14 protein-coding genes and 2 riboswitches are annotated in these 15,312 nt (G+C 41.2%); of the genes, 8 read left to right on the forward strand and 6 right to left on the reverse strand.

Translation table 11 applies throughout. The annotated features are described in order from the left end of the window. The first annotated feature begins 132 nt into the window (after positions 1-132). The 4 genes from EDD69_RS08170 to EDD69_RS08185 all read left to right on the forward strand — a co-directional run bounded on the left by EDD69_RS08170 (position 133) and on the right by EDD69_RS08185 (position 4,742). Positions 133-1,548 carry an amino acid permease gene (locus EDD69_RS08170; protein WP_132948467.1) on the forward strand — a complete coding sequence of 472 codons (1,416 nt, stop codon included), beginning with the start codon at positions 133-135 and terminating at the stop codon, positions 1,546-1,548. Positions 1,549-1,666: 118 nt separating this feature from the next. Beyond that, positions 1,667-3,145, forward strand: a complete 1,479-nt coding sequence (locus EDD69_RS08175; protein WP_132948468.1) for a PAS domain-containing sensor histidine kinase — start codon at positions 1,667-1,669, stop codon at positions 3,143-3,145. Next, positions 3,138-3,869 carry a ZIP family metal transporter gene (locus EDD69_RS08180; RefSeq protein ID WP_132948469.1) on the forward strand — a complete coding sequence of 244 codons (732 nt, stop codon included), beginning with the start codon at positions 3,138-3,140 and terminating at the stop codon, positions 3,867-3,869. The genes EDD69_RS08175 and EDD69_RS08180 overlap by 8 nt, the downstream gene beginning before the upstream one ends. A 15-nt stretch (positions 3,870-3,884) precedes the next feature. Then, positions 3,885-4,742 (forward strand): DMT family transporter, encoded by an 858-nt coding sequence (locus tag EDD69_RS08185; RefSeq protein WP_132948470.1) that lies wholly within the window; start codon positions 3,885-3,887, stop codon positions 4,740-4,742. Positions 4,743-4,765: 23 nt separating this feature from the next. Here EDD69_RS08185 and EDD69_RS08190 read toward each other — a convergent pair whose 3' ends face one another. From EDD69_RS08190 to mtnW, 4 genes are read right to left on the reverse strand one after another with little or no spacing between them, the layout of a single operon-like run. Further along, positions 4,766-5,299 carry a 1,2-dihydroxy-3-keto-5-methylthiopentene dioxygenase gene (locus tag EDD69_RS08190; protein ID WP_132948471.1) on the reverse strand — a complete coding sequence of 178 codons (534 nt, stop codon included), beginning with the start codon at positions 5,297-5,299 and terminating at the stop codon, positions 4,766-4,768. A 23-nt stretch (positions 5,300-5,322) separates the two neighbouring features. After that, positions 5,323-5,958, reverse strand: a complete 636-nt coding sequence (locus tag EDD69_RS08195) for a methylthioribulose 1-phosphate dehydratase (protein ID WP_132948472.1) — start codon at positions 5,956-5,958, stop codon at positions 5,323-5,325. Then, on the reverse strand, positions 5,955-6,614 hold the full coding sequence (locus EDD69_RS08200; protein ID WP_207893265.1) for a 2-hydroxy-3-keto-5-methylthiopentenyl-1-phosphate phosphatase: 660 nt from the start codon (positions 6,612-6,614) through the stop codon (positions 5,955-5,957). Before EDD69_RS08200 ends, EDD69_RS08195 begins: the two co-directional genes overlap by 4 nt. Then, positions 6,614-7,813 (reverse strand): 2,3-diketo-5-methylthiopentyl-1-phosphate enolase, encoded by a 1,200-nt coding sequence (mtnW, locus tag EDD69_RS08205; protein WP_132948474.1) that lies wholly within the window; start codon positions 7,811-7,813, stop codon positions 6,614-6,616. The genes EDD69_RS08200 and mtnW overlap by 1 nt, the downstream gene beginning before the upstream one ends. A gap of 105 nt (positions 7,814-7,918) precedes the next feature. Here mtnW and EDD69_RS15320 point away from each other — a divergent pair, with 105 nt between their 5' ends. Next, positions 7,919-8,137: a hypothetical protein gene (locus EDD69_RS15320; protein WP_165871755.1), complete on the forward strand. Its 219-nt coding sequence runs from the start codon at positions 7,919-7,921 to the stop codon at positions 8,135-8,137. Further along, positions 8,104-8,211: riboswitch (SAM riboswitch) on the reverse strand. It overlaps the preceding gene by 34 nt. A gap of 96 nt (positions 8,212-8,307) precedes the next feature. Here the strand turns inward: EDD69_RS15320 and EDD69_RS08210 are convergent. Then, positions 8,308-9,483: a pyridoxal phosphate-dependent aminotransferase gene (locus EDD69_RS08210; RefSeq protein WP_132948475.1), complete on the reverse strand. Its 1,176-nt coding sequence runs from the start codon at positions 9,481-9,483 to the stop codon at positions 8,308-8,310. A gap of 94 nt (positions 9,484-9,577) precedes the next feature. On the opposite strand from EDD69_RS08210, the gene EDD69_RS08215 reads away from it, so the two are divergent. The 3 genes from EDD69_RS08215 (at position 9,578) to mtnA (ending at position 12,918) form a co-directional block, all read left to right on the forward strand. After that, positions 9,578-10,366, forward strand: a complete 789-nt coding sequence (locus EDD69_RS08215) for a carbon-nitrogen family hydrolase (protein ID WP_132948476.1) — start codon at positions 9,578-9,580, stop codon at positions 10,364-10,366. Between the two features lie 128 nt (positions 10,367-10,494). Then, a riboswitch (SAM riboswitch) is annotated at positions 10,495-10,602 on the forward strand. A gap of 74 nt (positions 10,603-10,676) precedes the next feature. Continuing rightward, entirely contained in the window at positions 10,677-11,855 is a 1,179-nt protein-coding gene (gene mtnK, locus EDD69_RS08220) for an S-methyl-5-thioribose kinase (RefSeq protein ID WP_132948477.1), read from the forward strand. A gap of 16 nt (positions 11,856-11,871) precedes the next feature. Further along, entirely contained in the window at positions 11,872-12,918 is a 1,047-nt protein-coding gene (gene mtnA / locus EDD69_RS08225) for an S-methyl-5-thioribose-1-phosphate isomerase (RefSeq protein ID WP_132948478.1), read from the forward strand. 46 nt (positions 12,919-12,964) lie between these two features. Here the strand turns inward: mtnA and EDD69_RS08230 are convergent, their stop codons facing one another. Beyond that, positions 12,965-15,184: a PAS domain-containing sensor histidine kinase gene (locus tag EDD69_RS08230; protein ID WP_424565346.1), complete on the reverse strand. Its 2,220-nt coding sequence runs from the start codon at positions 15,182-15,184 to the stop codon at positions 12,965-12,967. Positions 15,185-15,312 lie beyond the last annotated feature (128 nt).

A 15,312-nucleotide genomic window follows, 5' to 3' on the forward strand; every position in this document is an offset into this window, starting at 1 on the left:
TTGTATGATCATAACGTCAAATGAATATTTTTTCTTTCGAAGTTTGTCATGTTCTAGTCGTTGATACGGTTGTTCCATACACCCGTAGAGAACTTAGGGTGTGTTTTTTATTTTCAGAAAGGAGAAACAACAATGAATCAACAAAAATTAGGCTTTTGGTTACTCACTGCATTGGTCGTTGGCAATATGGTCGGATCGGGCATTTTTATGCTCCCTCGCTCTTTAGCAGAAGCGGCAAGCCCTGCTGGCGTTATTTTGGCATGGTTATTAACAGGCGGCGGCGTGTTAATGCTTGCGCTCGTTTTCGGAAATTTAGCGATCCGCAAACCAGAGTTAAATGGCGGTCCGCAAATTTATGCAAAAGAATTATTCCCAAAAGGATCGAATGCTTCCATTTTATCCGGATTTATGGCTTCATGGGGATATTGGATCGGAAACTTTGCTGGAAATGTTGCGATTATTACGACCTTTACAAGCTATTTATCTACGTTTTTCCCGATTTTAACAAGCCAACAACATGCGTTTACAATCGGTTCGCTTGATGTGAAAGTCGGAAACTTGCTCACGTTTATTATTTGTACCGTTTTATTATGGGGAATGCATTTCATCATTCTCCGCGGCGTTGAAGGAGCAGGAAAATTAAATTTCTTAGCAACGTTTACAAAAGTACTTGGCTTCTTCTTATTTATTGTCATTAGTTTGTTCGCATTTGAAAAAAGCTATCTTGATCCATTTGTTGCTCCGCGCTACAACGAAGCCGGAGAAGCGTTCGGGTTACTAAGCCAAGTAAACAACGCCGCTGTCAACACATTATGGGCATTTATCGGTATTGAATCAGCGATCGTTTTCGCTTCTCGTGCGCGCAAACAAAGCGATGTTAAGCGAGCAACGATTTTAGGTTTATTCATCTCCCTTGCTATTTATATCGGAATTAGCGTACTTGTCATGGGGCTTTTAAAGCAAGAGCAGCTCATTCACTCAGAAAAGCCGCTCGTCGATGCGATCGAAACGATTTTAGGCCCAATGGGAGCTTATCTTCTTGCTGGGCTTGGACTGATTAGCTTGCTTGGATCAACCTTAGGATGGGTTTTGTTAAGTGCTGAAGTGCCATACCAAGCAGCAAAACAAGGGTTGTTTATCCCTGCCTTTTTACAAGAAAACAAAAAAGGAATGCCGCGTTTCTCTTTAATTGTTTCAAATGGACTTGCTCAAATTTTTATTTTTTCAACGGTATCGAATTCAATGTCGGCTGCATTTGATTTTGTCATTTATATTGCGACATTATCTTATCTCGTTCCATATTTAATCGCTTCTTTATTCCAGTTCAAGCTTGTGCTAACAGGTGAAACCTATCGCACGGCAACCGAACGATTATCCGATGGATTGATTTCAATTTTAGCAACCATTTATTCGATTTGGGTCGTTATCGCCGGAACAGCGGATTTAAAAACATTTATGCTCGGTGTTGCTCTCCTTGTCAGCGGCATCGTCTTTTACCCGATGATTCCAAAACCAATAGAAGCAATCGTGAAAAAAGCAACAGCTTAAAACAAAAGGCTGAAGCGGTGGATCCCGCTTCGGCCTTTTATAATTTTTGGTTTTGTTCACAATTTTAGGGTGTTATAATATTCCTGTACAGTTTGTTTCTGCTAAGGGAGAAGAACTTATGGGGAAATGGAAGCTTAAAGACATATTGTTGTATATCTTGATCGTTTTAGTACCTTCTATATTAGGAAGCATTTATCTTATTTACTGGCAAAACGAGCGACAAACAGCCATCGCCAAAGAGGAAACAGCGATGTTTGCTCATATTCATAAAAATGATATTGATCGATTTATTGCCGAAACAATCACAAGACTAGAAACACTTGCTTTCATCATCGGTGGAAATTTACCGATGAAGCATAAGCAAATGGAATCCATTTTGAACGGTTTACTTGACGATGACCAACGCTTTGATCGTCTTTCTTTTTTAGCGGACGAACGCGAGGTAAACGGTTCTAAATATTGGATTAAACTCGCCCGTCAAACAAAACAGACCGTCGTTTCGAAAGCACACAAAGAAAACGATAAAATATTGACAACGATTGTTACTCCGATTATTGACTTATCTTCAGAACAGGTTAGCGGTTTTTTAATTGCGGATGTTCGCCTCGATTACATTAAAAATATTATAAAAGTCGTCAATCCGCATATTTCATTTTGCTTGTACGATTCGGATCGTTCAATTTTGTTTGCAACCAAACAAAAACGAAACGAAAAAATCGAAACGATTTCTGTTCACTTAAATAATGTTCCTTGGAAAATTGAAGCATATGTACCACCTTTAGACAAAAAACAGTTATTGCTGTCTTCTATTCATTGGATTTTGCTCATCGTTGTCGTTACCCACATCATCTTTTTGTTAATCAAATATTGGCTTCTCAAACGGGCAACAATGTATGAACGAATTCAAAACGAAGCGCAAAAGCTCGAACTTGTCGGAACGCTTGCGGCTAGTACCGCCCATGAAATTCGCAACCCGCTTGCCGGCATTAAAGGTTTTATTCAGCTTTTAAGCGAAAAACATAAAGATCAAGAATCCCAACTGTATTTTTCCGTCATCGAAAAAGAAATTGCACGCATTAACCAAATCGTAAGCGAATTTCTAGTTCTTGGAAAACCGACTGCCCAAAAGCTAGAACGATGCGATTTACGTGAAATCGTCACTGAACTGCATCCCATTATTGAATCGCAAGCTCATTTGCATAATGTCCTTTACACTCTCGACTTTCCGTCGATACCGTTACCGATCTTTTGTTCAAAAGATCATCTAAAACAAGTGATTTTAAATTTGGCAAAAAACGCGCTCGAATCGATGCCGAAAAATGGGTGGTTGACCATTTCTTTATCAAAAGAAAAAACATGGGCAAAACTGCAAGTGAAAGATACAGGATGCGGCATTCCAAAAGAAATGCTAGATAAAATTTTTCAACCATTTTTCACGCTCAAAGAAACAGGAACAGGGCTAGGGCTTGTCGTTTGTAAGCGCATCATTGAGATGTATGACGGAAAAATTACTATTGACAGCGTTGTTAATAAAGGAACGACGGTAACCGTTTTACTTCCACTCCAACGTGAAGAAAGGGTGGACACTCGTGAATGAAATGCTCGTTGGCAGCATATTATCCGCGCTCTCGACAGGAATGGGGGCTATTCCAATTTTATTTTTATCGCGCTCGTTAACTCATCGATGGCGCGATATTTTACTAGCTTTTTCCGCCGGCATTATGATGGCGGCATCCATGCTTAGCCTCATCCCTGAATCGCTCGCAAATGGAAATTTTCTTTCACTCGCTGTCGGACTATTTCTCGGTGTAATCGTATTAACCGTTCTCGAAAAAACAGTACCGCATATCGATTTAGAGCACTCGAAAAAAGGGATTGCTTTCGATGAAAAAGCATTATTAATCATTGCGGCCATTACGCTACATAACATTCCAGAAGGACTCTCTGTTGGCGTAAGCTACGCTTCGCAAAAAGCAGATACAGGAAGCTTAATTGCCTTAGCGATCGGTTTTCAAAATGCGCCTGAAGGATTTCTTGTTGCCCTTTTTCTCTTGAATCAAAATATTTCGAAATGGAGAGCGCTTTTCATTGCAACATTCACGGGTTCAATTGAACTGATTGCATCCCTTCTTGGCTTTTATTTAACATCGATCATTCAATCGCTCGTCCCTTACGGCTTAGCATTTGCCGCCGGGGCGATGTTATTCATCATTTATAAGGAACTCATTCCCGAAAGCCATGGAGATGGAAATGAGCGAACGGCAACATATGCCTTTATTCTTGGCTTGCTTTTCATGATTTTTTTGATCGAAACATGGTAAAGGACGGAACATAGAATGAAATACTATTTATTGCTACTAATTACCAGCGCTTTATGGGGGGGAAACTTTGTCGCTGGTAAATTTCTTGTTGGACACGCCTCTCCTCTCGCTTTAACATCGATGCGCTGGCTTTTAGCTATTCTTTGTCTCATTCCAATCGTGTTATGGAAAGAACGAACGTTACGATTGAAAAAAGAGGCCTTTGCTTCGCTGCTGGCAATGGGGCTGACAGGCGTAATTTTTTTTAATGTGCTTATGTTTCAAGCGCTTCAATACACATCGGCGGATAACGTCGGATTGCTTTCAACACTAAACCCAATCGCGATTGCCGTCGTTTCTTACTTTTTTTATCATGAAACGCTAGCAAAACGACAATGGCTAGCGATGTTTATTTCCCTCCTCGGTGTCATGATCGTCATGACACACGGACACATCGAAACATTGCTTCGCCTTCATTTTAACATTGGCGATTTATTTATGTTAGCAGCTGTCCTCGTTTGGGGATTATATTCTGCGTTTGCGAAAAAAGCGATGAAATGGCATTCCCCTCTCGAAGCCACATTTTGGTCTGGAGTGTTTGGAACGATCGGGATGCTTCCGTTTACTCTTTCATCGTTTTCCATCAAAACAATCGATGCTTCATTTGCCTTTGCTTTATTGTATACAAGCTTTGGAGCAACCGTATTGGCAATGATTTTTTGGAACATTGGCGTCCAAAAAATCGGCGGAACGAAATCGGGAATTTTTTTAAACTTTAATCCTCTGTTTACAGCTCTTTTCGCTTATGTATGGTTAGGAGAACAAATGAACGGCGCACAGCTCATTGGCAGCATCATTACCATCAGCGGCGTTGTTTTATTTGCAAAAAAATAGAAGGCATAAAGCCTTCTATTTTTTTATGTATTTGCTTCTTCTTTTTCATAAATCGGCACCCAACCTTCTGTCGTCACGAAAATACGAACAGCAACCACTTTTCGATCTTCTTGCAATGTAAAATAATGGCGTGTATATTCCGGAACAGAGATTAAATCACCAGGATTTAATTCGACATCGAAAAACTTTCCGTCTTTTCCTTGAATCGCAAATACTCCGTGGCCGCTCACAATGAAACGCACTTCATCATCCGTATGGTGATGCTCTTTTTTAAAGTTTTCAAGCAGCTGTTCAAGGTTTGGTGTTTGCTCGGATAGGGCGACAACATCTTGTGCTCGATAGCCGCGACGTGCGGAAATGTCCGCAATTTCCTCTTTAAACGTTTCAAGAATTTCGTTTTTTTCTTCATCCGTTAATACGTATTTCTCGCGTAAATGCTCAGGAAGTTTCGCAATGTCCCATTTTTCGTAAATAACCCCTTGCTCTTGTAAAAATTGAATCACCTCTTGCTCTTTTTCAATCGTTTCGTTTGTTTCATGAAAGCGAATGATAGCCATCCTTTTTCCTCCTTTAATGTATGTTAATTCGATACAAACGCGGACTGGCGCGTCAGCATCAACAATTTCACATGATAACTAAATAAAAATTCATAAGCTTCTAAAAATTTTTTCGCTTCAAATGCATCTTTTCCCCATACGGTAATGCCATGATTGCGAATAAGCACGGCACCTGCATCTTCGTTCACGTATTTGGCAAACTGTTTGGCTAGCGTCGGAATATGGGCATCGTTTTTTATGATCGGAAGGCGAACGACCGCATCCTCTTCCCATAAACCGAGCGCTTTTATGATTTCTTGGCCAGTAAACGTCACTTCGCCTTGCTCACCATATAGTTCCGAAATAACATTATTATCGATTGTATGAACGTGAAGACAGCAACCCGCATTTGTTTTTGTGTATACTTCCACATGCAGCAGCGTTTCGGCAGAAGGCTTCAAATGGGTTTGTTCTGCTGGATTGCCAAACGCATCAACAAGAAGAAAATCTTCGCTTGTTCGCTTGCGTTTATCTTTCCCGCTCGCTGTGACAAGAAAGGTGAGCGGATCGTTCGTTACTTTAATGGAAAGATTGCCGCTTGTGGCGAAAAACCAGTCTCTCTGGGCAAGTTCTTCTTTCACTGCCGCAAGCTCTTCCCATTTTTTAATCAATACGCTCATCGTTTCACCTTCATTTCTTCAAAAAAGTCAATGACATCGAAAAAGGTTGTAAACGGAGTGTGTGAAAGGTTGAGTTCGCGACATTTTTGTAGGAGAAAATCGCGAGCAATAACATGATCCGCTAATTTAGCCGCTTGAAGATCGGTAATGGAATCGCCGATCACGATGATTGAATGTTCTTCGTTTGCCAACTTTCGTATCAGTGAAGGCTTGCAGCAGCCGCATTGATTGCGGCAATGCTCATCGCATGAATACGGCCAAATAATTTCAATCGTTTCCCGATCAAAGCGAGCGGAGTTGCAAAAAATGTGTTCTTTTTCAATCCATTTCTCTAAAAGCGGATGCACGAAAAAATCGATTCCTCCGCTCACCACATAAAACGGAATGTCTGTCTTTTTGACATAAGCAACAAAATCAGCAAACCCTTCGCGAATCGTGGCGTTTTCAAGCAAAAATGCGACAATTTCCTTCTTCAAGCTTGACGGCAAAAGCGAAAACATGTAACTGACTCCCTTTTGCACGGAAAGGCGCCCATCAAGAATATCATCCTTCACGCGCTCCCATTCCGGCGGAGCAAACCGTTTCATAATGGCAATAATGTTGTCGCTATTCGTAATCGTCCCGTCAAAATCACAAAAAATCATCGGTTTTTTCATCATTTCACCTCAACCATTCCCCAAAGATCGAGCGCCTTTTGCAACGCTTCATTCTCTTTGGCTGCTTGCTTAAGATCCACTCCCGCTAAAACGGCATCTACTGCTGAACGAAACGCTCGACCGCCACCGATAGCGCCATCTGGATGACCGTGCACACCGCCTCCTGCATTAATGATGCTATCAATCCCAAAATCTTGAATAAGCTGCGGCACAAGCCCCGGATGAATGCCAGCCGATGGAACAGGGAACGTCTTTTTGAAACTTTCTTCTTTCGTTAATTCCGCGGCGATTTGTAACGCTTCTGTTCGTTCAAGCGCAACGCTTCCGTACGGCGATGGAAACAAGGAAAAATCCGCCCCCGCCAAGCGAAGTAACTTGCCAAGCAAAAGCGGGCTGGCGATGCCGTAAAATTTGGACGAAATCAGCGCACCGCTCACAGCCGGATGAGCCATAATCGGCAGCGCAATTTCATCATCTTCGCGAAGCGCCTGCAACACATCAAGCCCATACGCAAACACGTTGAATAGAAGAACGTCTGCCCCAAGCTCCGCTGCTCGCTTTGCTTTTTCCTTTAGCTCAAACGTCTTTCCGGTTACATTCACCGCATATAACGTCTTCTCTCCTGTTTGCTCATAAACATCATTTAAAACTTTTTTCCCTTCCACAATTCGCTGTTCAAATGGCGCTAAATCATTTTCAAACAAAATTTCGTCATCCTTAATGAAATCCACCCCACCAAGCGCCTGCTGTTTCAGCTGTTCACATAAATAAGCAAGATCGCGGCCGATGACCCCTTTAAAAATACTCATCACAAGCGGACGATGAAACACGCCAACTTTTTCGCGAATTCCTTCGATTCCAAAGCGCGGACCAGGAAACTGCTTTTTCAATTCATCCGAAAACTGTAAATCTATTAATTTAATTTTTCCATCTAACGATAATTTTCCAAACGTTGTGATGAGTATAGCTGGTAAATCTGCACTAAAGTTGGCGCTTGGATAAGCAATTTTAATAAATCCGCTATTCTCTTCTAACGGTTCGACCGAAATGACAGTTCCTTTATGTTTTTTTAATTGTTCTTGCTCTAAAAGAGGCAAATCAGTCCAAGAACCAACTGTTAATCCTAATGCGATGCTTTCAGCTTTTTTTTGCAAATCTTTCGTATCATGCACAAGATATGTCGCAATGACTTCACTCATGACCAAAACCTCTTTTCGTAAAACTATATAGATTTAAGTTGAGTTTCCGACGTATCTCATCATGAATGGAAGAGTGCTTTTCTGCCATAGGCGGCAAGATTTTTCTTGCCGCCCTGGCATGCTTCTAGCGTGCCGATCCCGAACGTAAAACGCATGACAGACAAATTTATTTGTCTGATGACGTTTTCGTTCGGGGAAGTGGCAGAAAAGCTTGTTCATATCGGAAAATCAAGACTATCATATATAAAAAGAAGCCTCTTCATAAGAAGAGGCAAGAAAAATCCGTACTCTTCTTATCTCTCAGCATATCGCTGCAAGAATTAGCACCGTGCTTAACAAACGTTAAGTCGGTTGCCGGGCTTCATTGGGCTCGTCCCTCCACCTACTCTTGATAAGAATGCGATGTTTATTCATTTTTCATAATTTTTAGCACTGACAAAATTTAATTTGAATTATGACACTACTTTAGAACGTTGTCAATCTTTTTTCATTGTTTAACCAAAAAGTTTTAATCTTCCAATTCTCGTTGCTGCTTCTTTTAACCGTTCTTCCTCTGCCAGCAAGCCAACGCGCACATATCCTTCTCCATGCGCTCCAAATCCAATTCCCGGAGCGACAACAACATGCGCCTGTTCAAGAAGAAGATCAGCGAACTGCTCGGAAGTAAACGGCTTTGGAACCGGCAACCAAGCAAAGAAGGAACCCGCAGGCGCCTCTACTTCCCATCCAATTTCTCGCAGCGCCCCGATCAACGTATTGCGCCGCCGTTCATACAGCGCAACTAATTCGCGAACACACTGCTGAGATGAAAGCAAAGCAACTGCCGCTGCTTCTTGAATGGCGCCGAATAAACTGACATATAAATGATCTTGTAACAAATTCAACACTTCAATGACATGTTCATTCCCAACGGCGAAACCAATGCGCCAACCTGCCATATTGTATGTTTTTGAAAAGGTGTAAATTTCGACGCCGACTTCTTTCGCTCCATCGATTTGTAAAAAACTGATCGGCTTTTTGCCATCAAACCCAATCGCTCCGTACGCAAAATCATGAACGACGCAAATGCCGTATTTTTCAGCAAGCGAAACCGTTTCGGCAAAAAATGATTCCGTCGCCACGGCTCCGGTTGGATTATTTGGATAATTGAGAAACATAACGCTCGCTTTTTCTAACACGGTCGGCGACAACTCGCGATAATCAGGCAAAAAATGATTTTCTTGGCGAAGCGGCATCATTTCCATTTTCGCCCGCGCTAAGGCGATTCCAGACCAATAATCTGGATAACCAGGATCTGGGACAAGAGCGACATCGCCGGGATTTAAAAGGCATAACGGAATCTCCACCAAACCTGCTTTTCCGCCAAATAAAATGGCGACTTCCTTTTCAGGATCGAGATTCACTCCATACTCTCGCTTATAAAATTGAACAATCGCTTCTTTCAAAAACGAATAGCCGCGAAACGGAGAGTATCGATGATATTTTGGATTGGATGCCGCTTGTTGCAACGCATCCACAATATGTGCGGGTGTCGGCTGATCTGGATTTCCTTGCCCGAGATTAATTAAATCATGACCTTTTTCCAATGATTTTCCAACCTTCTCAACAAGCGAGGCAAAAAACTGCTTCGGTAATTGTTTTAATAATTCAGATTGATCGAAATGTTGCATTGTATACACCTACTCAAAAATTTCTTGAAATTCTAATCAAAAATAATATATTGTTAAAGACAGCTTGTAAAGTTATTTTTTGGAGGTAAAGAAGATGGAGTGGAAAATTGCCTGCTTACAATTGGATATTGCCTTTGGAAATCCAACAGAAAATAAACAACAAGTTCATAAGCAATTCGAACAGCTTCGCGATGAGCATCCTGATGTCGTCATCTTGCCTGAGCTTTGGTCAACGGGATATGACTTAACAAGACTAGAAGAAATTGCTGACGAAAACGGTGAAAAAACGAAAACATTGATTAGTCAACTGGCGCGTACGTACCATACGCATATTGTGGCTGGTTCCATTGCGAAAAAAACAAACAACGGAATTACGAACACGATGTACATCGTCAATCGTCATGGAGAGGTCGTTAGTGAATATAGCAAAGTCCATTTATTTCAACTCATGGACGAACATCTTTATTTGCAAGCTGGCGACCAGTTAGGACTGTTTACATTAGACGAAACGTCATGCGCAGGCGTCATCTGTTATGATATTCGCTTTCCTGAATGGATTCGCGTTCATACGGCGAAAGGGGCGGAAATTTTGTTTGTCGTCGCTGAATGGCCGCTTGCTCGCCTTTCCCACTGGCGCACATTACTTCAAGCGAGGGCGATCGAAAATCAATGTTATGTCATCGCATGCAATCGTGCCGGAAGCGATCCGAATAATGTGTTTGCTGGACATTCTCTTGTCATCGACCCTTGGGGGGGAATCATTGCCGAAGCTGATGAACATCCTGGCATCGTCACAGCAACCATTGATTTAAAAAAAGTAAAAGAAGTGCGCAAAAAAATTCCAATTTTCGCTGATCGTCGTCCGGACCTTTATCACACATAGTTCTTCAAAATTTTTGCAAAAATTGTATTGACAAACAAAAAACGTTTCATGTATCATTCGAATCAAGTAAAATTATTTAAAATTTTTCATTGTTTTAAATATTCATAAAAAATAAATATGCGATAAAACTCTTATCAAGAGCAGGTGGAGGGACGAGCCCAATGAAGCCCGGCAACCGACTTAACGTTTGTTAAGCACGGTGCTAATTCTTGCAGCGATACGCTGAGAGATAAGAGGTGAGAAGCCGATCTTCAAACCTCTTTCGCAAGCGAAAGAGGTTTTTCATTTTTATATCAAGGAGGAAGCCGACATGTACGAACCGTTAACAGAACGTTCAGCGATTGAACTTGCAGAACGCCTTCGCCTATTTCCTGAAGATGCTTCACTATCTTGCCGAGAAATTGGGGATGGAAATTTAAACCTTGTATTCCATATCGTCAATACAAAAGACGGACACGGAATCATCATAAAACAAGCACTTCCATATGCGAAAGTCGTTGGCGAAAGCTGGCCGCTGACATTAAAACGAGCCATCATCGAAAGCCAAGCATTACGTACATTCGCGAGCTACGTTCCTGAATATGTCCCTAAAGTGTACTATTCCGATGAGTCTTTATCGATTACGGTCATGGAAGATTTATCCCATTTACAAATCGCCCGAAAAGGATTGATTGAAGGGAAAACATTCCCTCTTCTCTCCGAACATATTGGGGAATATGTTGCCAAAACGCTTTTTTATACATCCGATTTCGGCATGAATCAACAACAAAAAAAACAACTCGCCCAACAATTTACAAATCCTGAGCTTTGTAAAATTACTGAAGACCTTGTCTTTACGGATCCATTTTTTGATCACGATACCAATCACTTTGAAACGGAATTGCGGCAAGATGTGGAGAAGCTTTGGAGCGATGACGTTCTAAAACGAGAAGTCGCCAAATTAAAACGAACATTTTTAACAAAAGGCGATGCGTTAGTCCATGGAGATTTACATACGGGCAGCATCTTTGCGAGCGAGACAGAAACAAAGGTCATTGACCCAGAATTCGCTTTTTACGGCCCGTTCGGCTTCGATTTAGGTCAGTTTTTTGCAAACTTGCTTTTAAATGCGTTGTCCCGAAATGAACAAGATCGCCTACCTTTATTTTCTCATGTAGAAAAAACATGGGAAGTGTTTGCGCGTACATTCTCTGAACTTTGGGAAACGAAAAGTGAAGAAGTGTATGCAAAAGCAGATGGATTTTTAGAAGATGTTTTAAGAGAAACATTCACGGAAGCAATCGGTTTTGCGGGTTGCGAAATCATCCGCCGGACGATCGGTTTAGCCCATGTTGCTGATCTTGATACAATCGAACCGTTTCAGCGACGACTCGATGCAAAACGGCACGCTCTTCGCCTCGGACGCGAACTCATTGTTCATCGTTCAACGATGAAAACGATGAACGAAATCAAACGCTTTTTCGAGAAAACATCCCTTGTGAACAACTAAGAAAGGAAGAACAGGTATGATCCATATTCCGCGCTCTGTTGAGTGGCATGACACCCATTTAACGATTTTAAATCAACAAGCATTGCCGCATAAGACTGAATACTTAGAATTAAAAGATATTCATGATGTTTGGAACGCTATCGCCACATTAAAAGTGCGCGGAGCACCTGCCATTGGCATTGCTGCTGCTTACGGTCTTGCCCTTGCCGCAAATCAATACGAAACAGACGATTTAGATGAATTGAAACAACGTCTGCAAAAAGATCGCGATTACTTAGCAAGCGCTCGACCGACTGCTGTTAATTTATTTTGGGCGCTCGATCGCCTCATTCAGAGCATTGCCGATGCGTCATCTGTCAATGAAGCGAAAACAACGCTTGTTCACGAAGCGATTCGCATTCAAATCGAAGATGAAGATACATGTCAACAAATTGGGGAGCATGCTCTTTCGTTATTAAAAAACAAAAAGCGTGTGATGACGATTTGTAATGCAGGCTCGATTGCTACCGCACGCTATGGAACAGCTTTAGCACCGTTTTATATCGCCAAAGAAAAAGATATGGATTTTCACGTCTTCGCCTTAGAAACTCGCCCTGTTTTGCAAGGGGCGCGGTTGACAACTTGGGAATTAATGCAAGCCGGCATCGATGTGACATTAATTACGGATAATATGGCTGCACATACGATCAAGACAAAAAACATTGATGCCATCATCGTTGGAGCCGACCGCATTGCGGCAAACGGCGACACGGCAAACAAAATTGGCACATTTGGGCTCGCTTTGCTTGCGAAAGCGTTCAATATCCCTTTTTACGTCGCCGCCCCGCTCTCATCGATCGATTTAAAAACGAAAACAGGGCAAGACATCCCAATTGAAGAAAGAAGCGCCGAAGAAATCACCTACATCGCTGGGGTGTCAATCGCTCCAAAAGACGTCAACGTTTACAATCCAGCATTTGATGTTACGCCAAACGAGCTCATCACCGCCATTATTACGGAAAAAGGGATTGTTTACGGACCGTATGAACAGGCTTTGCCTCGTTTGTTTGAATCGGAACATTAACTCTCATATGCAAAAACGATGAAACCTACCTTCGTTAAGGTAGGTTTCACTCATCCTCCGATTGTAAAGCAATTGGAATGGTAATGTAAAATGTCGTTCCAACTCCGACTTCGCTTTCGACATCAATTTTCCCTTTATGTTCCTCAATAATTTTATAGCTCACCATCAATCCTAATCCCGTTCCTCTCTCTTTCGTCGTATAGAACGGTTCCCCTAATTTTTTAAGCTTATCTTGAGGGATGCCACAACCTTGATCGCGAATGGCAATACGAATATGTTCCTCATCGCTTTTCTCAACCGTCACGGTAATCGTTCCGCCTTTAGGCATTACTTCGATCGCATTTTTCAGCATGTTAATAAACACTTGTTTTAATTGCTTTGGTTCGCAATAAATTTCTGGAAGATGATCATCATAACGCGCCTCGATTTGAATGTTATGCATCGTCGCTTGTACGCTTAACAAATCAATGGTATCTTGCATAATTTTACAAATATCGCTCTGTTGATATTGAATCGCTTGCGGTTTCGCAAGAACGAGGAATTCCGTAATGATCGATTCAATTCGTTTGAGTTCGGATGTAATGACATGGAAATACATCGCGTAATCTTCACGATCACTGCCAATGCTTCCTTGTAATAATTGAATAAACCCTTTTAAAGCAGTCATTGGATTGCGAATTTCGTGAGCGATTCCGGCCGCTAACTCTCCGACCACATTTAACGTATCCGATTTGCGCAATTGCTCTTCCATTTCTTTCTTTTCGGTAATATCGCGCAACATCATCATTCCAACATTTTGAATAATGTCGCGCTTTAAAGAAATTTCAACCGTTTTTTGCGTGCCATCTGCTGCAACAACGACAAATTCAAAATATGTTTCTTCATTTTCCATACAATTCTTTAACCATCGCTGAAATTCGCGCTGATGTTCTGGCAAAATAAAATGAAAAACATTCTTTTGCAACAACTTCTCTTTCTTAATGGCCAAAATCGAGCAGGCAATCGGATTGGCATCCAATATGTTATATTCGTTATCCCAAAGAATAATTCCATCCATCGCATGATTAAAAATGCTCCGGAATTTTTGCTCTTTTTCGCGAAGATCTTTTTCCATTCTTCTTCTTTCGCTAACATTGCGAAAAATCGTCAAATGGTAGCCGTTAACGACGGCTTTTTTCGACGTAAACTCCAACTGCTTCTCTTCACCGTTCGGCATATAAAACGTTAACTCATCACGAATTTCGCCGAAACGGAAAAAGTTACGAATCACTTTGTTCACTTTTTTACTTTTTTTATTCACAAATTCAAGCAAATTGCACTGAACTAACTCATGAAGCGGCTTTTCAAACATGCGGCTCGCCGCTGGATTCGCCCGTAAAATATTGCCGAAGTCATCACAAATTAAAATTGCTTCATGCGCTTGTTCAAAAATCGCTCGAAATCGCTCTTCACTTCGCTGCAAATTAATTTCCATATTACGTTTTTCCGTAACGTTTCGCATAATCGCCATGTAAAACCCGCTATGTACGTTTGCCGTCAATGTCAATTCGAACAACTTCTGCGTGCCATCCGCCAAAATGAACGGAAGCTCTCCAGCTGCTGTTCCTTTCTTTTTCAACATCAATAACAACTGTTCAAACATAACGTGATATTCAATCGGAATAAACGTTTGCATAGAAAGTTTTAACAGCTCTTCTTTTTTTACATTGACGCCCGCACAAAAAGAAGGATTCGCATCAATAAAACGACCGTGCGCATCAAAAATGACAATTCCATCGACTGCACGATTAAACACATCTTTAAAAAGCGATTCATTAATCGTCCGCTCACGCTCAAGGGCTTTTTTAGAGGAAATATCGCGGAGAATATATAGGTCAAAATGATGGAATGCATGCTTCCTCATAAAAATTTGAATGTGTTTAATTTCACCATCGCTTAAGCGAATGATAAGTTCATCATCGTATGTGCCGAACTTTCGCAACATTTGTTTTTGAAATTGGAAGATGTGTGGTGGAACCAGCTGTAAAAAAACGTGAAAGCTTTTACCGATTAATTGTTCTTTTGACGCACGAAATAGACGGCATGCCGCTTCGTTCATCTCAATAAAACACCCATGGTCATCAAGCAACACAACCGCATCCATCACTTGTTCCAAAATGAAAGAATATCGCCGCAATTGTTCTTTCAATCTCTCATTTTCTTTTTCAAGCAAGCGAATGATCTCTAAATCTTTCATTCCCTCACGTTCAGTTAAACCGCCCTTCAAGGTTCCCCCTCCTAAAGACTTCTCAATTTTGTAAATATATTCTCCATAAACTTTTTTATTCCTTTTTAATATTATGAAAATTTTAGTAATCTTATATGAATTTAATATCATAGGAAATTTTAGTAATC

The sequence above is a fragment of the Thermolongibacillus altinsuensis genome (genome assembly GCF_004341205.1).
GTDB classification, from domain to species: Bacteria; Bacillota; Bacilli; order Bacillales; family Anoxybacillaceae; genus Thermolongibacillus; species Thermolongibacillus altinsuensis.